Genomic DNA, 21,105 nt, shown 5'->3' with positions numbered 1-21,105 from the left:
ATGATCCATTACAGATCGTCCCTTTTTGCTTTCGTGCAAAGCTCAATCGGATCTCTCTCAATGGGATCTCTTTACGAGCCGAGCGTTCTTTTGCCTCCAATAAAAGAAACAGGAGGCAATAAAGAGGGGGATAGAAGCAAGGAGCATAACTTCCTTGGCTGTAAGTCCACAAGCAATCAAAAGGCTCGTCATCGCCTGTGAAATCGGCTGCAAGCCTAAAGAGGAGAGCGAGACCAGACTCATGATTTTCCCTAATGAGGCTTTCGGCACTTTTTCCTGAACAAAGGAGAGGATCGGAACATTAATAAGAGAAAACGTCATTCCAAGCGTAAAAAGAATAACCAAGCTTAGCCAGAACTGTTGAGTGAGACTAAAAGCAAAGAAAACGAGCGCTTGCATGATCATGAAAAGAAAGGCGATCTGTAATCTGTTCTGGCCAAGCGTAGTGAGGGTAAGTATGAGTGCCCCTGCAAGCATGCCAAAAGCGAGGGCGCCTTCCAGAAAACTGTACTGCAGGGTAGAACCGGATAACACCTGATCTACAAAAATCGGCAAGCCGATGTATAAGGGCCCCATTAAAAATACGTTCAGGCAGATGATGGCGGTCAATAGCGAGGGCAGGAAATCCGATTGTTTGACATAACAGAAGCTTTCCTTTATAGATTCCTTGAGCGTTTGTTGTGGTTTTGTAAGAAGGACAAACTCCTGATTCGGCATACTCCATGCAGAGATACCTGCAATAAGAAGTAGCAGTCCAACCAAGCCGTATAATAGGGGATAGCTTCCCCACTCAATCACCAACCCCGCAAGGACAGGACCAATCAGCTGCGAGGTTTGGTTTGTTGTTTGCAGCACAGAATTCGCGCGCAAAAGTGAAGAAGAGGGTACGATTGACGGCAGGAACGAATTTTGAGCGGGCCAATAAAAGGCATCAATGGTACCGAAGAAGAGAGCGAACCAAACAAACAGCGCAAACGAGGAATGCCCCCACCAGAGTATTCCCCCAAGCAACAGCATCAAAAGTGCTTTGAGCAAGCTGGTGACCGACAGGATTCTCTTTTTACTCATCCGATCCGCGATCGTTCCGCCTACCAGCATGAAAACGATTCTTGGAATTGTCGCAGCCATAAACACTATACCTAATGAGGCCTCAAGAGATAAAACCTGAATGATATACCAGGTTTGCGAGAAAAGAAAGAGAGAGATACTGAGTCCGGAACAGAGAGCAGACATCCAAAGTAGGGTAAAAGGCTTTGTAAACAAGCGGGAAGTATCCGCCGAGGGAGGGCTGGATTGCTTGGGGATCGTTTCCATGAGTATCAACTCTCCTTTTAATTAACCGGTTAAAAAATATTAACCGTAAGACCGAAAGAAAAAACCTAGCAAAATAGGTTTTTACTCCTGCCTATTCTTTTTAAATGACGGTTCATCGATTTGAAATCCCGTAATCATCAGGTAGTAATCCTTCTTCGCAGATGGGTCATCCAGGGAGCTTTGCTGCAATTCGTGGAGCAGGTTCCGGTATTTTTGCAAAAAGGACACAAACGCCTGCTCGCTGACTCTGACTTCAGATTGCAGGGAGATGCGTGGCCATTTCTCGACTTCCGATGAAGTCAGCGCAAAGGCTTCTTCAGGAGCACTGAGCGCTCTTGTTTTCGCCCGTTGCAAGACTTCGACATAGGATTGCCTGGTAGCCTCCTTTGACTCCGTATACGTGAGCAGATGATCAGCAGGGATGAAGCCTCTGGCGACCGCCTGATAGTATTTGAGAATGTTGCCTCCCTTTTCTTCTTTTTTAACCAACTGGATGATGCCATGCTTCTCCAGTTCACGCAGGTGGTACAGAATCTTCGCGCGGGACAGTCCAAAAAGCTGTGAGAGCTGTTGCCCAGTATGTGGCTTTTCCACGAGATGCATCAGCATCTTCGTGCGCAGCGGGTCACTAATGACTTTTAGCTGATCGTAGTTTTCGATAATAAAAATCGACTTTTGCTCCAAACTCCATCACGATCCTTTTAACCAGTTAAGATTTATTAACTTGATTGTAGATGGGAGGAGCTGGAAAAGTCAATATAAAAACCCTTCCCATGTGACGGTGATTCACAAAGGAAGGGTTTCGCCTTTACTTGAAACACTAGATTTTCAAAATACCACCCATGCTCGCATTGGTTACCAGCTTGGAGTAACGAGCCAGATAGCCTGTTTTTACTTTTGGCTCGAATTCTTTCCAGCCTTCGCGGCGACGAGCCAGCTCGGCTTCATCTACGAGCAGCTGGATCGTGCGCTCCTCGAGGTCAATCGAAATGATATCTCCGTCCTGTACGAAGGCGATAGGACCGCCTTCAGCGGCTTCTGGAGACACGTGACCGATACTGATACCACGGGAAGCACCGGAGAAGCGTCCGTCGGTGACGAGAGCGACTTCCTTGCCGAGACCCATGCCGACGATTTGCGAGGTAGGAGCCAGCATTTCTGGCATACCTGGGCCGCCTTTTGGACCTTCATAGCGGATGACGACAACATGACCGGATTTGATTTTGCCAGCGGCGATTCCAGCGAGAGCATCCTCTTGGGAGTCGAAGCAGATGGCTGGACCTTCATGCTTTTTAATAGAAGGATCGACACCGCCTGTTTTGATGATCGAGCCTTGCTCTGCTAGATTACCGAACAGAACAGCGAGACCGCCGGAAGCGCTGTACGGGTTGTCCAGACGACGGATGACTTGATCATTTTTGATTTCAGCATTGGCGAAGTTTTCACCGAGAGTTTTACCTGTTACGGTGATGCGATCTGGATGGATCGCGCCTGCTTTATTCGAGATTTCTTTCAGAACAGCCGATACGCCGCCTGCTTCGTGGCAATCCTCGATATGATAGTCGGAGGAAGGCGCGAGCTTGCAAATATGCGGAATGCGCTTCGCTACCTCGTTGATGCGCTCGATCGGATATTCGATGCCTGCTTCTTGTGCGATGGCCAGTGTATGGAGAACGGTATTCGTTGATCCACCCATCGCCATGTCGAGTGCGAATGCATCGTCGATTGCTTCGAGTGTCACGATGTCGCGTGGCTTAATGTCACGCTCAATCAGATTTTTCAGTTTTTCAGCAGATGATTGTACCAGCTCGCGACGTTCAGGCGAGACAGCGAGTACAGTACCGTTGCCAGGCAGAGCCAAACCGATAGCTTCGAGCAGGCAGTTCATCGAGTTCGCTGTAAACATACCGGAACAGGAACCGCAAGTCGGGCATCCATATTGCTCCAGTTCTTCGAGCTGCTGGTCATTGATCAAGCCAGCTTGGTGAGCTCCTACGCCCTCGAATACAGAGGAAAGCGAGATGGAACGACCATCACTTGTTTTTCCGGCTTTCATCGGGCCACCGGTGACGAATACGGTTGGAATGTTGACACGAAGCGCACCCATGATCATACCAGGCGTGATCTTGTCACAGTTCGGAATACAGATCATGCCGTCAAACCAGTGAGCAGCGACAACGGTTTCCAGGCTGTCTGCGATGATCTCGCGGCTCGGGAGGGAGTAACGCATCCCGATATGCCCCATAGCGATTCCATCGTCAACGCCGATCGTATTGAATTCGAATGGAACCATGCCTGCAGCACGAACAGCTTCCTTGACCAGTTTTCCAAACTCCTGCAAATGCACATGACCTGGAATAATGTCGATGTACGAGTTGCAAATGGCGATAAACGGTTTATCGAAATCCTCATCCTTTACACCCGCTGCTCGAAGCAAGCTGCGGTGTGGTGCGCGGTCAAATCCTTTTTTGATCATATCACTTCGTTGTCTGGCCAATTTGAAAAACTCCCTTCCAATACGGATAATGCCTGTCTTATGTTTTGAACTATCTTATCAATTTTTAATAAGAGAAACAACCGTAAAAGTCTGAACATTTGCTCAGTCTCTAGGGTTCGGAACTCTGCTCTCGATCACGATAAGCTTAGGAATCATAGCGAAATCAAGGTGTTTGGGATAAAATAGAAGAATCGATTCTATTTTGGTTGGAGTGAACAAAATGTTAGATGAACTAAAAAGCACCTGGTCTGACGGGAATGAGGAGGAGCGCCGGATACTCGAGCTGGCCGTCCATGCCATTCATCAGAAGCGGGAACGGAATAGCTCGTTTATCTCAGGGTTTCTCGGCTTAAAGGGAGAGTTTATTGACGAAGAAAAACAGTCGTACCGCTTCGAATTGCCGCTGACGCCTTTTATGCACAATTCAGGACGAGCTGTTCATGGAGGAATTCTGGCTACCTTGATCGATTCCGCGATGGGCTCCTTGATCAATCGTTCCTTGCCACCCGATTACTACGCAGTGACGACTGAGCTGAAGCTCAATTATTTACGTCCGGGAAAAGGAGAGCGGCTGCGTGCAGAGGCGAGCTTTTTGCATCGTGGACAGACACTGGTGGTGATGGAGGGCAGTGTCTACGATGATCGGAACAAGCGGATCGCCCACGGTACAGGATCGTTCATCGTGCTTCCCCGAAAAGATCGGAAATAAAAAACCTCGCTCCACATAAAAAGGCGAGAGCGAGGCTTAACGGTGTTACCGAATAACGACGAGGCCGCTGTATTCAGAAATGTAATTGAGCATTTTGGATGAAACCGGCACGATAAATTCCATGTTTTCTTTTTCGACAATACCGGACCTGGAAACAATTCGTGCCCACTTGGCTGTTAGCTTGTAGTAATCGGAACCAAATGAGGCGTGAACCGTCTCACTCTGATGCCGAAACGTGACAGGGGCAACGTCCAGCTTCATCGGGATCATGCTGACGATATCCTGCAAAAACAAATGATAGGTCATGTGTGGCTTGAAAAAAACAAGCTCCTTTGTGGTGACAGAGAAGCCGTAGCTATTGTTCATTTGGGTGAATTTGAGTTCACCCTCCATATTTTTCAGCCGAATGAAGTCGGTGTTCATTTATATCCCCCTCCTTCGGGTGTCTTTCTATGATAGTAATGTTCCCTGTATAAGTGCAAGTGGAAGGTTGTTCAAAAAGTCGTCTTTTGATCACGAAGTAGTCAAGACAGCGAATTCGACTTCGAATATGGCGTTCATCTCCGAAGTCCGGTGCTCATGTAGACTTCCTACACTCCGCTCCTCCTTCGTTCGATTTTCGCCATCTTCTCGGTGCTGAAAAGCCGACGTTTTGAACACGCATTAGAAGGTTGTTCAAAAAGAAAAAGGAGCGAAATGTCATGATAGAGATTGCAAAAGAAGCAGCAAGTGTCGCAGGTGCATTTTTGAAGGAACGTTTTCTCGAACAGCTCGTGCCTGATGAGGAGTTGCATAACGACGTGAAGCTGCCGGAGGATAAGGGCAGTGAAAAGCGTATCCTTGAGGTGCTGCATCGTCACTTTCCGACACATACGATTTTTTCTGAAGAGGTCGGAATGGTTTCGCGCGAGGAAGAGTATCTGTGGATTATCGATCCTTTGGATGGAACAAATAACTATTTTATTGGCTATCCGTATTTCTCAATCTCGATTGCGCTGCAACACAAGGGTGAGCTGGTGCTGGGCGTCGTCTACAATCCGGTAGCTGACCAGATGTTTTGGGCGGAAAAAGGAAAAGGCGCCTACTTGAACGGTAAGCGCATAACCATCAATAGTCGCCAAGACCTCACACGTGCAGTAGGTACGTACATTCGCGGACGCGACACCGTTACGAAGAAAGAAGAAATGGCTTTTACGGAACCGTTTGTTTTCCAGACCAAGCGTCTCATGCGCAATATCGCTCCGGCATTGGATTGGTGCTTGCTGGCAAATGGGTGGCTCGATTATATCGTGATGCAACGCTCCAGTATTATGGATGTGGCTGCGGGAATTGTTATTGCTCAAGAGGCAGGTGCAACAATCACGGATTGGGCTGGAAAGCCGTATCAGCATGAACCATTCCAACAAGATCACACTCCATCATTAGTGGCGAGCAACGGACATTTGCATGAGACGATTCGCGGCATGATCCGATAGTAACGGGCACAAAAGAAACAGGACTTATGTAGCGGTTTATGGCTCTGCTGGTTTTCTTTTCATTTATTGGCAACCAAATGTTTCGGCGTACGTATAAATTGTTGCGAATCATTTGTTATTCTGTGATAGATAAATGAGGTGAGAAAATGGCACGGATGGAATACCGGCTGCTGGATGAGGCGAGGGGATACCCTGTTCTGTTTTACTACGACCACGTGAATAGAGATGAGGTCTCCTTGCGTTTTGCCTGTGATTATTTGGTGAAGGGGCATGTCGTTTATGAAAAGACGTCATGCGCAATCGAAAATGGCACGTATGTGATTTATGTCAAGCACTCTACAGAAGAGCAGGCTGTCGATTATGCAGAGGCAGTGTCCACTCGCTGGGGCAGCATCCAGATCGAAATGCGTGAATATCAGGAAAGCACACGCGTTTATCCGCTCGTACACACGTTTTATTTCAAGGACGATGACGATGCTCTCTTGCATTTGCAAAGCGACTATTTGTATCTGAATGGGCGCGAATGGGAGAAGACATCGGCCGAGGTGGATGAAGATCGGCAGGTTTATGTTTACTACGCGATGCCGACAGGGTAGGAGGAAGAAAAATGGCACAAACGAAATCAAAGAAAGTGGTCGGTCTGTTTGTCGCGGCAGCACTTGCGATCAGCGGTTGCTCTTCCGGGGACGACTATGATGACGATTGCTACGATAATGACAATGACGGCTATTGTGACGACAGCAGCAGTAGTGGGGGTTCGGGCTCCACATACAAGTCGTACAAGAGCAAATCCGGTGTATCGAGCGGGATAAGTACAAGTAGCTCCAAGGGCGGTATCGGAAGCTCTGGCTATTCCAGCTCCGGGTGAGGTGATGGAAGTGACAGATCACCATCGACGAGAACGTGAGGCGCTGTACGGCCCGATGCGGGAAGAGGGCGTGTTTACCTGGGACTGGATGTACGGGGAGGAATACGCGCTTTATGATATGCATCTGATTACCCCCTCGTTTCGAGAGGAAATCGCGTTGGCGACAGATCGCCTTGGGCAAATCTTTACCAAGGTCGTTCCGGTATTGCAGCGTGCAGAGGATTCCTTGTTGCTGGAATTAGGAGTGCCGAAGCAGGCTCTGCAGGCGGTAAGAGTTGTCGTTTCCCAAATGCTGCCTACTGTGATTGGGCGTTTTGATTTTGCCCAGACGACAGATGGGCTGAAGATGCTGGAGTGCAATAGTGATACCCCTACTGGAATTGTTGAGGCTTTTTACGTAAATGGTCGTGCTTGCCGTCATTTCCTGTGCGAGGACCCGAATGACGGGATGGAGCAGCAGCTTCGATCGGCGTTCAGCAAAGTACTCGACGCGTATCGAGAGAGGGGCTATGATACGGATTCTGTCTGGTTCAGCTCGCTCGACTGGCATGAGGAAGACAAAGGAACGACATTGTACTTACTGAACCAATCGGGTTTGTCTGCACGGTTTGCCGCTTTGGAGCAGCTGCGTGTTTGGCAGGATCGACTCTACGTAAAAGAGAATGAGGAGCTTCTGCCAGTCGATGTGCTGTACCGCCTGCATGCTCTGGAAAAGCTGGCGGAAGAACGGGATGAAGATGGCTACCCGACTGGAGAGCATGTGCTTTCGCTGATTGCCCGCAAAAAGCTGGCCATCATTAATCCGCCTTCAGCGTTTCTCATTCAGACGAAGGCCTTGCAGGCGCTGATCTGGAACCTGCACGAGGCGAATGAGTTTTTCACAGAAGAGGAACATGCGATCATCGAGGCTTATATGCTGCCGACTTATTTTGAAAATAGGTTTGCAGGCAAGGCGGACTACGTCACGAAGCCGATTTTTGGGCGGGAAGGTGGCGGTGTCATGCTGTTTGCTTCAGATGGTACACTGCAAGAGAAGGATCAGGAAGAGTTTTACTGGGAGCAGCCAATGATTTATCAGAAACGGGCGGAGCTTCCAGAGATAACGGTTCAGACGACGAAGGGAGCCTATGCTGGACGGCTGCTCTGGGGGTCCTTCTGGATCGGGACAGAAGCATCGGCGATTGTTGCTCGCGTCGGTGGTCAGATTACGAACAACCTATCATATTATTTGCCGGTCGGCATAGACAGGTAGCGAAAGGAGAGGACAACTTACATGTTGGGACAATGGGATTACGTACTAAACTTTTTGGCGTATTTGGCAGTGACCATTCCGATATTGGCAGTGGGAATATTTGTTTTTACTATTACGACTCCTTACAAGGAGTTTGATCTGATCAAGCAGGGCGCACAGACTGACGATCCGAAAAAAATGGCAGCAGCAAAAGCCGCAGCCCACGATCTGGGAGGCAAAATCATCGGTTTGGCAATCGTCCTCGCTTCGGCTGTATACCACTCCGTTAACTTGTGGGATTTGGTCATTTGGGGTATTGTAGGAATGGTATTTCAAGTCATCATTTTTTATTTGTTCGAATGGGTCACACCATTTAAAGTCGTGTCTGAAATTCCGAACGGGAACGTATCCGTCGGTATTTTCGCTTCGCGGTTGAGTATTGCAGCGGGCTTGTTGATGGCTGCGCTGATCAGCTACTAAGCTACATTCGGCTCCTCCCGCTTCAGGTTCTCGCCTCTTTTTCGGTGCTGAACAGATAATTTTTTGAACATGCATTAATGAGCACAGGGAGGAGTCTTTTTGTTCTGGCGCGTCATGTATGAGATTTTTGTCATTATGCTTGTGATTACGTATGCGATTCTGTTGTTCGCAGACTTTTCTAATCATCCTCTGCTGACTGATGAGCTGATGGACAAGGTAGACAATGGGCTGATCATCATGCTGATTGTTGAGTATTTGTTCCGGCTATGGAGGGCGAAAGACAAGCGAAAATTTGTTTATGCCAACTGGTTCGATCTGATTGCCATGATTCCATTGGACTCTTACTTGTATTTAGCCAGATTTATGCGCATACTTCGGCTTGTGCGCATCGTGCGTGCTTCGCCATTTTTGTTGGGGATCATTCGATCTGGGCCCATGCGTCAAGTATTTGGCGTCGTCACGATCATCATGCTGTGGAGCTCGACTGCTATTTATCTGCTCGAATACGGTGTGAACGAGAACATCAAGAGCTTTCCAGATGCGCTATGGTGGTCGATCGTCACTACCACGACAGTCGGCTACGGCGATATTTCACCGGTGACGCCAGGTGGAAGAATCATGGCGACGATCCTGATGATCACAGGGATTGGAATGCTTGGCGCTTTGACGGCGAATTTTGCTACGCATTGGACAGAGGCACATGAAAGCAAGAGCAAGGATGAGACAGATCGCTTGACCGAAGAGATCAAAAAGCAGGCGATCGCAAACATCCAGCAGATCGAAAGCTTGACCGAGCGAGAGTATGAAACGCTCAAAGAAAGTGTGGATTTGCTGTATCGTCGAACGAGGAAAAAGAGTGAGGAATAGGGAAGGCAACTAGCTGTCAGGTCATCAGACTTGGCAGTTTTTTTCTCCTATTGAATCACTTTCATAATGGGTTACAAAAGCTGCGTAGGAAGAAGTTCATTTCCAGTCCAAGCGCCTCTGGAGCCCATCTTAGCTTTGGAAGAAATGGCGGGGAATTTCAGCTTTTATCACATACAAAAACGCTTTAGCGTTTTCTGGTTTGAAGCACTCCCGCCATTTCTTTCGAAGCGGACAGTCAATCCCCCTTGTGGGGCGTAGGCCGAAGCGTAGACTGGAAATGAACTTCTTCCTTCCACAACAACAACGACAAAAACCACTATGTTCAAGTGAAATATGATTTTGTTATTGACGGAGCAAAATATCCCAATTATAATTCCGAGTAAACATATAAGAATTACAAAATAAGTTTGAATAAGGGGATTATCCGATGGCGAAAACAGCGGTTTTGGTAATTGCTCATGGCTCGCCCGATCCTGACTGGTTGGCGTTGGTGGAAACAGCCGTTGGGCAGTGCCGCACTGATTTGCCGATCCGGGTAGCTTACTTGGGAGGAGTGGAAGGACGAAGCATCAGCGATGAAGTGAAACGTCTGGAAGCAGCGGGAGCGACAACCATTGTCGTCGTTCCGCTATTCGCAACCGCCGGCAGCAATCACGTCGGAGAAATCCGCGCGATGCTGGGACTGGACCCGTGGCCGACAGGAGAGACAGACCTGACTCGCGTTCCCGTTCAGTCAAGATTGATCTGGTGCCCGCCATTGGAGGATCACCCAAACGTGGAACAGATCGTGTCCGAGCGAATCGCAAGTCTATCACGTTTGCCTAGTCAGGAAGCATTACTGCTCGTCGGGCATGGCAGTGATTTACCTGGATGTGAGGAGCGCTGGGAAAAGCTGCTCCTGCGTCTGACATTCCGCTTGCAAAACCGCTATGCATTTGCCGCAGCCGGATATGCAACACTGAGGCCTGATACGCTGTACGAACAAGCCTGTTTACTGGCACAAAAAGGGGATGTTCTCGTGCTTCCTCTGTTCGTCAGCCAGGGCTACTTCACGCGACAAGCGATTCCGAAACGGCTTGCGGGCGTGGATTATCGCTATGAGGGCAGTGCGTATTTGCCCCATCCTCTGATTGCGGACTGGATGACCCAATCCATCCGAATGGCTTTGGTTACTGACATCTTCTCCCAAAGGAGTATGTACGAGCATGGCAGAGAGAAAGCAGTGGAAATGGGCTGATGATCCTTCCCTCAACCATATGGAGTTTACGAAGCTGGAAAAAGACGGACTGGACGTCATCGAAACGATCATAAACACCTATTCCAAAGAAGGTTTTGCGTCGATTGAATCTTCTGACATGGATCGTTTTAAATGGGCAGGAGTCTATCCGCAGCGTCCAAAGGATGGCCACTTCATGATGCGCGTACGTATTCCAGGAGGTATTTTGAGCAGTGAGCAGGCGCGTACACTCGCCAAAATCGCTGAAGACTATGGACGTGATCTGGTGGATGTGACCACACGTCAGGCCGTCCAATTTCACTGGCTCACGGTAGAATCGCTCGCAGACATATTTGCTCGGCTTGCAGCAGTGGGGCTGTCCTCGTTTGAAGCATGTGGAGACTGCCCACGGCAGATTATGGGGAATCCACTGGCAGGAATTGATCCACACGAAGTCTTGGATACACGTCCTATCGTAGCAGAGCTGGAAACATTCTTGTTGCTTAATCGCGACTTCTCCAATCTGCCACGCAAGTACAAAATATCGGTTTCCGCCAATGTCCATAACGCCGCGCATGCGCAAATCAACGATCTGGCCTTCACTCCAGCCAAAAAAGTCATTGCTGGCGAGGAAGTCATCGGATTCCATGTCTGGGTAGGTGGGGGCTTGTCGGCAAAGCCGTACTTGGCGAAGCAGCTGGATGTTTTCGTGCGACCAGAAAAGGTCGTCAAAGTAGCGGCAGGGGTCACGACCTTGTTCCGCGATTTCGGCTACCGACAAAAACGCACGCATGCCCGTCTCAAGTTTTTGGTTGCTGACTGGGGACCGGAAAAATTCAAGGAGCAATTAATGGAGCTGGTTGGCGAGCTTGAGCCAGGCGGTATTGATTTGATCTCCGGATGGAATGGCGGATATTTTTACGGCATTCACGAGCAGAGCCAAGAAGGACTCTACTACGCAGGCTTGTCTGTACCTGTTGGGCGGATGAATGCAGGGGAACTGAATGAACTGGCCCGTCTGGCAGACGAATATGGTGATGGGACGATTGGCACCTGTAACACCCAAAATGTCCTGATTCGCAACATCCCGCAAGAGAGGGTCGCAGCTTTTCGCAATGAGCCGATAATCGTGAACCGCTTCAAATTAACGCCCAATACGTTCGTCGGGTATGCCGTATCGTGCACAGGTACGGAATACTGCAATCTGGCTATCGTGGAGACCAAGGAGCGGATGCGTTCGCTGGCGCAATATTTGGATGATACAGTCGATCTCGATACACCTCTCAGAATTCATATGATCGGTTGCCCCAATTCTTGTGGTCAGCGTCAGATTGCGGATATCGGTCTGCAAGGGGCATTAGTCAAGACACCGAGCGGAATGGTAGAGGCGTTCGACATCCACGTAGGTGGGACATTGGAAGAGCCACAATTCAACCGCAAGCTCAACGCGCGGATCACCGTGGACAGACTTGGCCCGTTCCTTGCCCAATTGATTACGCTCTACAAGGCAGATCGTCAGGAAGGCGAACCATACTGGCGTTACGTGGAGCGGGTAGGGCTCTCCCATATCCAGGCTCAGGTAGATTCTATTTTGCAACCAGTGTAATGTGTGCGGTTGTATTTCAGTCGAGGAGGGACGTGTCATGGCTGAGGAACAAACCGAGAGCTACCTTTACAAGCTGGAAGCCGTACTAGAGGAAGGACGATTGTTGACGGTTGTGGTGATAGCCAAAACGGATGATCGAGCCTTCTCTTCCGCAGAGAACAATCTCCTGCGGCATACGATAGCCCCACCGCGTATGAAAGAGCTGAGCTTGGTAGAAAAGAAGCCGCTCGGACGCCAAGGAGTAGGGTATGTAGTGGAAACCTCTCAGTTTGGCTAACGATACCAAAACGGGTAGGGCTCTTCCTGTGAAGAAACCATACAGCAAGGAGGACAGATCAGTGATGAACACAGGCAGAGTCGTTTTTGTCGGAGCCGGGCCTGGTGACCCCAAGCTGTTGACGATACGCGGCATGGAGGCGCTTCGCTTGGCGGATGTAATCGTGTACGATCGCCTCGCCAGTCCGCAGCTTCTCTCGCACACAAAAAAGGGTGCCACTCTCATTTATTGCGGAAAAGAAGCCGATCACCATACGCTGCCGCAAGAGGAGATTAACCTCCTCCTCATCCGGGAAGCCCAAAAAGGGAAAAACGTCGTACGACTGAAAGGCGGAGATCCGAGCATGTTCGGGCGGGTAGGAGAGGAAGCGCAGATGTGCCGCGAGCATGCCATCCCGTTCGAGATCGTGCCGGGGATTACTTCCGGCATGGCGGCTCCGCTCTACGCAGGTATTCCGCTGACTCATCGTGACTACAACTCCTCCGTGGCGTTTGTCACCGGGCATTTGTGCGAAAAAAATGCAGGCAAGGAGCCGGACTGGGCAGCCCTCTCCTCCATGGAGACATTGGTCATCTACATGGGTGTGAAAAATCTGCCTCGCATCAAGGAGCATCTTCTTGCGTATGGAAAAGGCGCAGATACACCAGTTGCTGTGGTACGTTGGGGAACGGTACGCGAGCAGGAAACGTTGATCGGCAAGCTTGGCACCATCGATAAAGAAGTAGAGCAAGCACGTTTTGCTGCACCCGCCATCATCATCGTGGGGGAGGTCGTTCGTCTGCGGGAATCGCTGAACTGGTACGAATCACGCCCGTTGTTCGGGCAACGGGTGGCAGTTGCTAGGGGAGCGAGCGATGAAGGACAAGGCGAGCTCGTGAGTATACTGGAGCAGCTCGGCGCAGAAGTCATGCCGATTCCATTAATCGAACACTACGCTTTTGACACACCGCTAACGGAGCTCGCTACTTATCGTTGGCTAGTCTTCGAGAATGAGCGGCACGTATCCTTTTTTACTTCTGCCTTACGACAACAGCGATATGATATCAGGCGCTTGACGTGTAAGCTGGCTGTTTGTGGACAACGGGCTCTTGATGCTTTCGAAAAAAGAGGAATTTATCCGGAGCTGCTGCTGGATGAAAACACATCCCTGCTGGCAATACCGGATCTACTTGCCTTGGCAAAAGAAGAGCAGGCGCTTTATTTTGGGGCAGGCAAGCGGCAAACGATCCAGTTCGGCCACGGCAGGGTGATACAAGTGATCCAAGCAGGCACGGTAGATTGGGATGAGACCAACCCTTGTGCCAATGGGACAGGATTGTCATTTGACTGGCTGGCGACGGACGACGTTCATACACTGCCAGCACTGGCGCATTTCGCTGGCGATGCTTGGGCGAGGACACCGTTATTATGCGTCGGCAAGGAAACAGCAGATGCAGCGAGAGAAATGGGCTGGCAAACAATGGGCAGGCATGCAGAGCACGCAGGCGATATGTACGGAATCCTTGCGTGGCGAGACAATACCAAGTGCAGGGAGACTCTTGTCCTGTCGGCGACTGTTCCGCAGGGAAGATAGACGTTGTATGATCAAGGAGGGGGCATATGGGTCAGCTGAAATATGCGTCAGCTACAGATGAACAACTCGCTTTCATCAATAACCGTCTCGCAAAAGGCGACACGATCGACGTAATCAAATGGGCCTACGAGACATTTTCAGATGATTTGATTTATTCGTGTAGCTTTGGTGCCGAGGCCATGGTGCTACTCGATATGATCAGTGATGTGAAAAAGGATGCCCGCGTCACTTTTTTGGATACCAATCTCCACTTTTCCGAGACCTACAGCTTGATTGAGCAGGTGAAAGCGAGGTATCCTGCGCTGCGTCTGACGATCAAGCAGCCGGACATCACGCTGGCACAGCAGACAGATTTGCATGGTGAAGAATTGTGGCTCAAGCAACCGGATTTGTGTTGCCATATCCGCAAGGTTCAGCCGATGGAGAGCGTGCTGACTGGCGCGGTTGCCTGGATGTCAGGACTTCGCAGAGAGCAGTCTGCCACGAGAGCGAATGTCGAGTTTATCAATCGCGATGACAAGTTCCAGTCACTCAAAATTTGCCCGCTCATTCATTGGAAGTCGGAAGAAGTGTGGCAGTACATTCGGGCATTTGAATTGCCCTACAACCCTCTTCACGACCAGAGCTATCCGAGCATCGGCTGCGCACCTTGCACCCGACCGGTAAAAGAAGGCGAGGATTCACGGGCAGGGCGCTGGTCGCAAGCGGGCAAAACAGAGTGTGGCCTGCATCTCGCAAGATAGATAAAAGATAGATAGGAGGAGGGAGTTTTATATGAGTGGAAAACCTCACGGGGGCAAGCTGGTAAATCGCTTTGATCCACATGCGGACCTGTCATTGATTACGCATGAGGTGGAGATGGATGCATTTGCCCTCTCAGACCTGGAGTTAATCGGGATTGGAGGGTACAGTCCGATTGAGGGCTTTTTGAATCGGACGGATTACATTTCTGTCGTGGAGCAGATGAGGCTTGCGGACGGCACTGTCTGGAGCATTCCGATTACGCTACCGGTCTCGACCACTGTAGCGGGAGCATTGCAGCTAGGGGACAAGGTACGCTTGAGCCATCAAGGATCGGTCTATGGCATTCTTGAGATCACAGATATTTATTCTCCTGATAAGGAGCGAGAGGCCAGACTCGTATATGGAACCGACGACGTGAATCATCCAGGGGTGAAGAAGCTGCTGGAGCGTCCTGAAGTGTACTTGGGTGGGCCTATTACATTGGTAAAGCGAACGGAGAAAGATCAGTTTGCCCGCTATCTCTTCGATCCGGCACAAACGAGAGAAAGATTTGCCGAGAAGGGCTGGAAAACGATCGTCGGCTTTCAGACGCGAAACCCAGTTCATCGTGCACATGAATACATCCAGAAGTCGGCTCTCGAAATTGTCGATGGTCTCTTTTTGAATCCACTCGTGGGAGAAACGAAGGCAGATGATATTCCCGCTGATGTGCGAATGAACAGCTATCAGGTCTTGCTGGAAAAGTACTACCCTGCTACTCGGGTAGAGCTGGCTGTGTTCCCTGCCGCCATGCGCTACGCAGGACCGCGGGAAGCCATTTTTCATGCGCTGGTGAGGAAGAATTACGGCTGCACCCATTTTATTGTGGGTCGCGACCACGCTGGCGTTGGCAACTACTACGGGACGTACGATGCCCAGCATATTTTCCGCCAGTTTTCACCAGAGGAGCTGGGGATTACGCCATTGTTTTTCGAGAACAGCTTTTATTGCAAGAGCTGCGGTAACATGGCCTCTACCAAAACGTGCCCGCATGATAGCGAGCATCATGTCGCGTTGTCTGGGACAAAGGTGAGGGAAATGCTTGCGCGCGGGGAAGCACCGCCACCTGAATTTAGTCGTCCTGAAGTCGCACGGGTATTAATAGAGGGGCTAAAACCACTGTCCGTATAAACCGCTAATAGGTCATTTCATAAAGTCGGCTTTTCAAACGCGCACGAAGAGAGGGGAGAGACAAATGAGTAGAGAGGGCACCGCGAATATCGTATGGCATCCAACAACGGTAACCAAACAAGACCGTCAGAAGCGCGCGGGTCATAAAAGCTGTGTTTTATGGTTTACGGGGCTGTCTGGTGCAGGTAAATCGACGTTGGCGAATGCAGTCGAGCATGAGCTCCATCAACGAGGGCTAGCCAGTTACGTACTGGACGGAGACAATATTCGTCACGGTCTCAATCGCGGATTAGGGTTCGGTGCAGAGGATAGAAGGGAAAACATCCGTCGGATCGGCGAGGTCGCGAAGCTGTTCATAGACGCTGGTGTGATTACCTTGACGGCATTTATCTCTCCGTATCGGGAAGACAGGGAGCTCGCACGCAATCTGGTGGAGGCAGGAGAATTCATCGAGGTATATGTAAAATGTCCGCTGGAAGAATGTGAGCGGCGGGATGTGAAGGGACTGTACCACAAAGCGAGAAGCGGGGAGATTGGTCAGTTTACGGGGATATCCGCACCTTACGAAGAGCCTGAGCAAGCGGAAATCGTCATTGAGAGTGATAAGCAGACGATCGAGGATGCTGTCCGCACTGTCCTTACATACCTAGAAGAGCAGAAGGTTCTCTAGGCTCTATGTAGGAAGTGAAAAAGCACGACGCGAGTTGCGCCGTGCTTTTTTCGTGGGAGAAAATATTACTTCTTAGTGGTTGCTGCTTCTTCAGCTTCCAGTTCCTCTGCCATTTCTTCCATCCATTTTTGTTGCTCAACTAAGCTCTCTGCGAATGGGCGAATAAAGCCTTTGTCGCTGAAGCTGTTGATTGCTTTTTCATCCTTCAACAATTGTTCTGCAGTCAGACCAGCATCTTTCGCTGGCGCATCGAATTTGGTTGCTTTACCAAAGTTGTACGCATATTGATCAGCAGCCAGACCGATTGTCACAGCTTGCTTCATTTCAGGAGCTTGGAAAGTTACGCTCAGATCGCTTGTTTGTTTCACAGGCATTTTGTTGCTGTCGATGTAGAAGTCGAGGTTCCACGCGAGGCTGTGGAAGCCTTCTTTTTTCATTTCTTCTACGATTTTTTCAGGTGTGTATACTTTCCCTGTTTCATCCAGCCATTTTTTCGCTTCTGCGATACCTTCGTTGATCATTGCTTCTGCATTTGCGCGCTTCTCAGCTTCTGTGGTTTTCTTGCCAGCTTCTGGATACAGATCTTCTGTCATGGAAGAAGTCAGTACCATCATATCGATCGCAAAATCTTTTACTTCTTTGCTAGCTACTGCATCGTTAGCTGTGAAGTAGAACATTTTCACCAGTTCTTTTGCGTCGATTTTGACAGTTACGCGAGTCGCTTCTACTTTTTCACCGTTCGGCAATGTAACGGATTGCTTGCCATGGTTTTTCGCGTCTGCCAGTGTGTAGCCGTATTTACTTACATACTTTTTAATAAAGTTGAAAGTAAGGTCATTCATTTTGTCTTGGTATTCTTTCAGCTTCGCAGCGTTAGCAGCATCGGAGCCGCCAGCCCCAGCCATGAAAGGATTGGATGCGCTCGAATCGATTACCAAGTATTTGCTGTCCAGTGGAGACTTCACATACAGTTTATCTTCGTCAACGATCGTTTCCACGGATGCTTTTTTGTCGCCTGTCCAGAGCTTGTTGTCACGCAACGGCTTGTCGTCTTTTACTTCTACTTCAAACTTCACAGTGTCCAAATCCAGCTGGGAGCCTTTTACCGTTACGCCTGCCTTCAAAGCGGACAACAACGCCTGTTCTTCTTTGTCAACCGTTTCTCCGAATGCTTCAGGCAATTTCTCAACGTCGCCTGTCAGCTTCAAGGAGCCTTCAAAATCATAGTTTGGCTTTTCAATTGACGCTACGATAGAATCACGCACTAGGGATGCCTCGCCAGCACAACCAGTCAGCAGTACCGTACCTGCTACTAGAAGCGCACTTCCTTTTTTCCACATGATGTGTTCCTCCCCTATGTATCTTATTTTTATTCCCCTTTCTTCTACGCACAAATAGAGAAAAGGTTTCGCAAAAACGGAAAAAAATCACAACCCATCTAATTCTGGCCCTTTTTTCGTGGTAAGATGAAGGGGAAAAGATGGTAAGTGAAGAAAGGGCGTTGCAACATGTGGTCGTGGCTTCAAAAGCTGATGAACTTTTTTCAGGGAGAAAGAGAGGAAGAAATAGAGGAGGAAGGTCGTCTGGTAGGTACTGGTAATTCTACAGATAACCCCGCTCCCCGTCAGCCTCAACCTCAGGCGAAAACAAAAAGTATTTACCCAAAAGAGCGGGTAAACAATCGAGATATAGAAGACAATGTGCGTCAAGGAAGAGAGCGTCAGTTTCGTTTTCCCGTTGTACCCGATGACTATTTAGAGAAGAAGCGTAAAAATAGCATGAATCCTCCGGAATCGAATGAACGCAGTCGCCAGCAGGCACCGCGTGAGCGCTTTGAGCCCAAGCGTGAACCAGTGCGGCCAGCAAATGATCGTGTTCAGGAAACAAAGACAGAGCCAGTTTTCGAGAAAAAGAAGCCTGAGCTGGTCAAGAACACCAACGAAATCCCGCTGCGACAAAACCGCACACCGCAAAGAGAAGCAGAAAAAGTACCGAGACCTGCTTTTTCGCCAGAAGAGAAGCGATCCTACCAGCCTTCTGAAATCGTCTCTCCTGTATACGGGAAGATTACTCCTGCGACGAGAGAGGTAGAGCATCGGATCCATACGACTGCGGGAATCGTTTATCCGCGTTTAGAGCAGGAAGAGCATTTGCAGCAGATGAAACAGTGGGAGCAAGAGATTAGCGATCGATATTTTCCAGAGGAAGAGTCGGCTTCTCCTGAACATATTAAACCGCAGCACGTTGTTGTTGCGAATGAAGCTGTACATAACAACGTAGGGGAAGAAACGGCTCCAGACCTCGTTCTGGAAGAAACGCGTGATGCTGAGCAAGAAGTTGCTGCTACAGTACAAATGGAAGCAAATGATTCGCCAGCTATCGATTCACCAGCTATTGAGCCAGAAGCTGAAGAGGTCGTAGCTACAGTGAATGAAGAAGAAGAGTTCCCAACAGAAGAGAGCGATACTGCGGCACCAGTGGCGATCGTACATACCGAGAAAGAGGAGTCTGTTGAGGACGCTGAACCTACAGAAGAGTCTGAGGTGAAGGAAGAGCAGCTCGCTCAAGAGGAAGTCTCTGCTGAGTATGAGAGTCATGCAGACGATAAGGAGCCAAATGTGGATGACATCGAAGAGCCAGCCTATGCATCTGCAATCAGCCGATTGCTAGAGCGAGCAGAATTAGATTCACCACAGGAAGTCAGTTCAGCAGAAGAGTGTTCGGTATCCGAAGAGCCAACAGAGCCAGAATCCATTGCGCAACCAATCGTTGAGCCAGCTGTAGAATCGGTTAGGGAATCAGTGCCAGTCGTAGCGCCAGTCACGGCTACATCCGCAGCACACTCCGTCAATATGTCACAGGCTTCCATTACCGTGCAGCCTGCGCCGCTTCCAGCAAAAGACTTGTCCAATGAAGCTGACCGCGGAGCAGAGTCTGCGGAGCCGCCGTACTGCTTACCGGAATTGGGGCTGTTGAATCCAAGTCCGCCAGTCAGCGATGACGACGATGAGCACACCCAAATTCAAAAGCTGTTATTGGAAGAAACGCTCGCGAATTTCAATGTTAGCGCCCAGGTGGTAGGGATCGTCAAAGGCCCATCGGTGACGCGGTTTGAGCTGCAACCGGCCCCTGGTGTAAAAGTGAACAAGATTACGGGATTGATCGACGATATCAAGCTCAATTTGGCTGCCAAAGATATTCGTATTGAAGCGCCGATTCCTGGACGTAATGCCATCGGTATCGAAGTCCCGAATATGTCCAGTCAGCCTGTGTTAATCGAGAAGATCATTGGCTCGGAAAAATTCCAGCAGCATTCGTCCCCGCTGGCAGTCGCACTCGGTATGGATATTGGCGGAGAGCCGATCATTGCAGATATTAAAAAGATGCCGCACGGACTGATTGCCGGCTCGACAGGCTCAGGAAAAAGTGTCTGTATCAACTCCATCATCGTCAGTCTGCTTTACAAAGCGACTCCCGAGCAAGTCAGATTGCTCTTGATCGATCCGAAAATGGTCGAGCTCGCTCCTTACAACCATTTGCCGCATCTCGTCACGCCAGTCGTGACAGAGGCTAAGCAGGCAACGGCCTCTCTCAAATGGGCTGTAGAAGAAATGGAGAAGCGCTATGCGCTGTTCGTAGATGCGGGTGTTCGCGATATTGATCGCTACAATCAGACGACAGATGATCAGCTGCCTTATATCGTGATCGTCATTGATGAGTTGGCTGACCTGATGATGGTCTCTCCGCAGGATGTGGAGGACTGCATTATCAGGATCGCTCAGAAGGCGCGCGCTTGTGGCATTCATTTGCTCCTGGCGACACAGCGTCCATCTGTGGATGTCATTACCGGAAACATCAAAGCAAACGTACCGACTCGTCTTGCTTTTGCCGTGTTCTCCCAAGTTGACTCCCGCACGATTCTTGATCAGTCTGGAGCAGAAAGACTGTTGGGAAGAGGGGACATGCTGTTCCTTGAAAGTGGGACGACTCCGGTCCGTCTGCAGGGCAACTTCGTCTCGGATGACGAGATCGAGCGCATCACACATGTTATTAAAAAGCAAAGAAAGCCTGCGTATATTTTCAGCAAGGAAGATTTGGAGCAGCAGGTTGCATCGTTTGACAGTGGCGATGACCCGTTGTATCTGGAAGCGCTTGTGTTCGTGGCCGATCAGGGACAAGCCTCTGCATCCGGATTGCAACGCCGTTTCCGTGTCGGATATAACCGTGCTGCGCGTCTCATCGAAATGATGGAGGCAGACGGGTACGTCGCTGGCCAAAGCGGCGGCAAGGCGCGAGCTGTCCTTATTTCCAAAGAGGACGCACAAGCTGTAGTGGAAGGATCTACACTTCTGTAATAAAAGTAAACGAGGGTCTTGCCATCGATGCAAGGCCCTTTTCAATTAGATGA

General features: G+C 49.7%; 20 protein-coding genes. 15 read left to right on the top strand and 5 right to left on the bottom strand.

The features are described 5' to 3' along the window. Positions 1–57 precede the first annotated feature (57 nt). The 3 genes from AB1L17_RS10135 to ilvD all read right to left on the bottom strand — a co-directional run bounded on the left by AB1L17_RS10135 (position 58) and on the right by ilvD (position 3,811). Entirely contained in the window at positions 58–1,314 is a 1,257-nt protein-coding gene (locus AB1L17_RS10135) for an MFS transporter (protein ID WP_412844581.1), read from the bottom strand. A gap of 81 nt (positions 1,315–1,395) precedes the next feature. Further along, positions 1,396–1,998 (bottom strand): ArsR/SmtB family transcription factor, encoded by a 603-nt coding sequence (locus AB1L17_RS10130; protein ID WP_412844582.1) that lies wholly within the window; start codon positions 1,996–1,998, stop codon positions 1,396–1,398. 136 nt (positions 1,999–2,134) lie between these two features. Further along, a complete protein-coding gene (ilvD, locus tag AB1L17_RS10125) occupies positions 2,135–3,811 on the bottom strand; it encodes a dihydroxy-acid dehydratase (RefSeq protein WP_412844583.1) in 1,677 nt (558 codons plus the stop codon). Between the two features lie 220 nt (positions 3,812–4,031). Between ilvD and AB1L17_RS10120 the strand changes: the two genes are divergently transcribed. Further along, complete coding sequence (locus AB1L17_RS10120; protein WP_412844584.1) at positions 4,032–4,520, top strand: PaaI family thioesterase; 489 nt, start codon at positions 4,032–4,034, stop codon at positions 4,518–4,520. 45 nt (positions 4,521–4,565) lie between these two features. Here the strand turns inward: AB1L17_RS10120 and AB1L17_RS10115 are convergent, their stop codons facing one another. Next, on the bottom strand, positions 4,566–4,943 hold the full coding sequence (locus AB1L17_RS10115; RefSeq protein ID WP_412844585.1) for a hypothetical protein: 378 nt from the start codon (positions 4,941–4,943) through the stop codon (positions 4,566–4,568). A 278-nt stretch (positions 4,944–5,221) separates the two neighbouring features. Between AB1L17_RS10115 and AB1L17_RS10110 the strand changes: the two genes are divergently transcribed. The 13 genes from AB1L17_RS10110 (at position 5,222) to cysC (ending at position 16,697) form a co-directional block, all read left to right on the top strand. Then, positions 5,222–5,995, top strand: a complete 774-nt coding sequence (locus tag AB1L17_RS10110) for an inositol monophosphatase family protein (protein ID WP_412844586.1) — start codon at positions 5,222–5,224, stop codon at positions 5,993–5,995. Positions 5,996–6,141: 146 nt separating this feature from the next. Next, on the top strand, positions 6,142–6,591 hold the full coding sequence (locus AB1L17_RS10105; RefSeq protein ID WP_412844587.1) for a hypothetical protein: 450 nt from the start codon (positions 6,142–6,144) through the stop codon (positions 6,589–6,591). A gap of 11 nt (positions 6,592–6,602) precedes the next feature. Beyond that, positions 6,603–6,863, top strand: a complete 261-nt coding sequence (locus AB1L17_RS10100; RefSeq protein ID WP_412844588.1) for a hypothetical protein — start codon at positions 6,603–6,605, stop codon at positions 6,861–6,863. A gap of 4 nt (positions 6,864–6,867) precedes the next feature. Continuing rightward, the gene (locus AB1L17_RS10095) at positions 6,868–8,115 is read left to right on the top strand and encodes a glutathionylspermidine synthase family protein (protein WP_412844589.1); all 1,248 of its coding nucleotides are present in this window, start codon (positions 6,868–6,870) and stop codon (positions 8,113–8,115) included. A 21-nt stretch (positions 8,116–8,136) separates the two neighbouring features. Continuing rightward, positions 8,137–8,574, top strand: coding sequence for a DUF350 domain-containing protein (locus tag AB1L17_RS10090; RefSeq protein WP_412844590.1), 438 nt, complete (start codon positions 8,137–8,139; stop codon positions 8,572–8,574). 99 nt (positions 8,575–8,673) lie between these two features. Continuing rightward, complete coding sequence (locus AB1L17_RS10085) at positions 8,674–9,441, top strand: potassium channel family protein (protein ID WP_412844591.1); 768 nt, start codon at positions 8,674–8,676, stop codon at positions 9,439–9,441. Positions 9,442–9,868: 427 nt separating this feature from the next. Next, positions 9,869–10,678: a sirohydrochlorin chelatase gene (locus AB1L17_RS10080; RefSeq protein ID WP_412844592.1), complete on the top strand. Its 810-nt coding sequence runs from the start codon at positions 9,869–9,871 to the stop codon at positions 10,676–10,678. Next, positions 10,647–12,263, top strand: coding sequence for a nitrite/sulfite reductase (locus AB1L17_RS10075; RefSeq protein WP_412844593.1), 1,617 nt, complete (start codon positions 10,647–10,649; stop codon positions 12,261–12,263). The genes AB1L17_RS10080 and AB1L17_RS10075 overlap by 32 nt, the downstream gene beginning before the upstream one ends. Positions 12,264–12,300: 37 nt before the next feature. Next, positions 12,301–12,540, top strand: coding sequence for a DUF3906 family protein (locus AB1L17_RS10070; RefSeq protein ID WP_412844594.1), 240 nt, complete (start codon positions 12,301–12,303; stop codon positions 12,538–12,540). Between the two features lie 64 nt (positions 12,541–12,604). Next, the gene (gene cobA, locus AB1L17_RS10065) at positions 12,605–14,113 is read left to right on the top strand and encodes a uroporphyrinogen-III C-methyltransferase (protein ID WP_412844595.1); all 1,509 of its coding nucleotides are present in this window, start codon (positions 12,605–12,607) and stop codon (positions 14,111–14,113) included. Between the two features lie 26 nt (positions 14,114–14,139). Continuing rightward, positions 14,140–14,856 (top strand): phosphoadenylyl-sulfate reductase, encoded by a 717-nt coding sequence (locus AB1L17_RS10060; protein ID WP_412844596.1) that lies wholly within the window; start codon positions 14,140–14,142, stop codon positions 14,854–14,856. Positions 14,857–14,887: 31 nt separating this feature from the next. Beyond that, the gene (gene sat, locus AB1L17_RS10055; RefSeq protein ID WP_412844597.1) at positions 14,888–16,027 is read left to right on the top strand and encodes a sulfate adenylyltransferase; all 1,140 of its coding nucleotides are present in this window, start codon (positions 14,888–14,890) and stop codon (positions 16,025–16,027) included. 64 nt (positions 16,028–16,091) lie between these two features. After that, the gene (gene cysC, locus AB1L17_RS10050) at positions 16,092–16,697 is read left to right on the top strand and encodes an adenylyl-sulfate kinase (protein ID WP_412844598.1); all 606 of its coding nucleotides are present in this window, start codon (positions 16,092–16,094) and stop codon (positions 16,695–16,697) included. 65 nt (positions 16,698–16,762) lie between these two features. On the opposite strand, the gene AB1L17_RS10045 is transcribed toward cysC, so the two are convergent. Further along, the gene (locus AB1L17_RS10045; RefSeq protein ID WP_412844599.1) at positions 16,763–18,037 is read right to left on the bottom strand and encodes a hypothetical protein; all 1,275 of its coding nucleotides are present in this window, start codon (positions 18,035–18,037) and stop codon (positions 16,763–16,765) included. Between the two features lie 168 nt (positions 18,038–18,205). On the opposite strand from AB1L17_RS10045, the gene AB1L17_RS10040 reads away from it, so the two are divergent. Then, entirely contained in the window at positions 18,206–21,052 is a 2,847-nt protein-coding gene (locus AB1L17_RS10040; RefSeq protein WP_412844600.1) for a DNA translocase FtsK, read from the top strand. Positions 21,053–21,105 lie beyond the last annotated feature (53 nt).

Source organism: Brevibacillus jepli, from assembly GCF_047229145.1.
In the GTDB taxonomy this organism is placed as follows: domain Bacteria; phylum Bacillota; class Bacilli; order Brevibacillales; family Brevibacillaceae; genus Brevibacillus.
The sequence above is the reverse complement of the archived record's forward strand: the minus strand, read 5'-3'. Positions and strand labels throughout refer to the sequence as shown.

Excerpts from the sequence above, each read along its gene's own strand:
- AB1L17_RS10135 (WP_412844581.1), bottom strand. The coding sequence starts at position 1,314 with ATGGAAACGATCCCCAAGCAATCCAGCCCTCCCTCGGCGGATACTTCC.
- AB1L17_RS10120 (WP_412844584.1), top strand. The coding sequence starts at position 4,032 with ATGTTAGATGAACTAAAAAGCACCTGGTCTGACGGGAATGAGGAGGAG.
- AB1L17_RS10115 (WP_412844585.1), bottom strand. The coding sequence starts at position 4,943 with ATGAACACCGACTTCATTCGGCTGAAAAATATGGAGGGTGAACTCAAA.
- AB1L17_RS10110 (WP_412844586.1), top strand. The coding sequence starts at position 5,222 with ATGATAGAGATTGCAAAAGAAGCAGCAAGTGTCGCAGGTGCATTTTTG.
- AB1L17_RS10105 (WP_412844587.1), top strand. The coding sequence starts at position 6,142 with ATGGCACGGATGGAATACCGGCTGCTGGATGAGGCGAGGGGATACCCT.
- AB1L17_RS10100 (WP_412844588.1), top strand. The coding sequence starts at position 6,603 with ATGGCACAAACGAAATCAAAGAAAGTGGTCGGTCTGTTTGTCGCGGCA.
- AB1L17_RS10095 (WP_412844589.1), top strand. The coding sequence starts at position 6,868 with ATGGAAGTGACAGATCACCATCGACGAGAACGTGAGGCGCTGTACGGC.
- AB1L17_RS10090 (WP_412844590.1), top strand. The coding sequence starts at position 8,137 with ATGTTGGGACAATGGGATTACGTACTAAACTTTTTGGCGTATTTGGCA.
- AB1L17_RS10080 (WP_412844592.1), top strand. The coding sequence starts at position 9,869 with ATGGCGAAAACAGCGGTTTTGGTAATTGCTCATGGCTCGCCCGATCCT.
- AB1L17_RS10075 (WP_412844593.1), top strand. The coding sequence starts at position 10,647 with ATGGCAGAGAGAAAGCAGTGGAAATGGGCTGATGATCCTTCCCTCAAC.
- AB1L17_RS10070 (WP_412844594.1), top strand. The coding sequence starts at position 12,301 with ATGGCTGAGGAACAAACCGAGAGCTACCTTTACAAGCTGGAAGCCGTA.
- cobA (WP_412844595.1), top strand. The coding sequence starts at position 12,605 with ATGAACACAGGCAGAGTCGTTTTTGTCGGAGCCGGGCCTGGTGACCCC.
- AB1L17_RS10060 (WP_412844596.1), top strand. The coding sequence starts at position 14,140 with ATGGGTCAGCTGAAATATGCGTCAGCTACAGATGAACAACTCGCTTTC.
- sat (WP_412844597.1), top strand. The coding sequence starts at position 14,888 with ATGAGTGGAAAACCTCACGGGGGCAAGCTGGTAAATCGCTTTGATCCA.
- cysC (WP_412844598.1), top strand. The coding sequence starts at position 16,092 with ATGAGTAGAGAGGGCACCGCGAATATCGTATGGCATCCAACAACGGTA.
- AB1L17_RS10045 (WP_412844599.1), bottom strand. The coding sequence starts at position 18,037 with ATGTGGAAAAAAGGAAGTGCGCTTCTAGTAGCAGGTACGGTACTGCTG.
- AB1L17_RS10040 (WP_412844600.1), top strand. The coding sequence starts at position 18,206 with ATGTGGTCGTGGCTTCAAAAGCTGATGAACTTTTTTCAGGGAGAAAGA.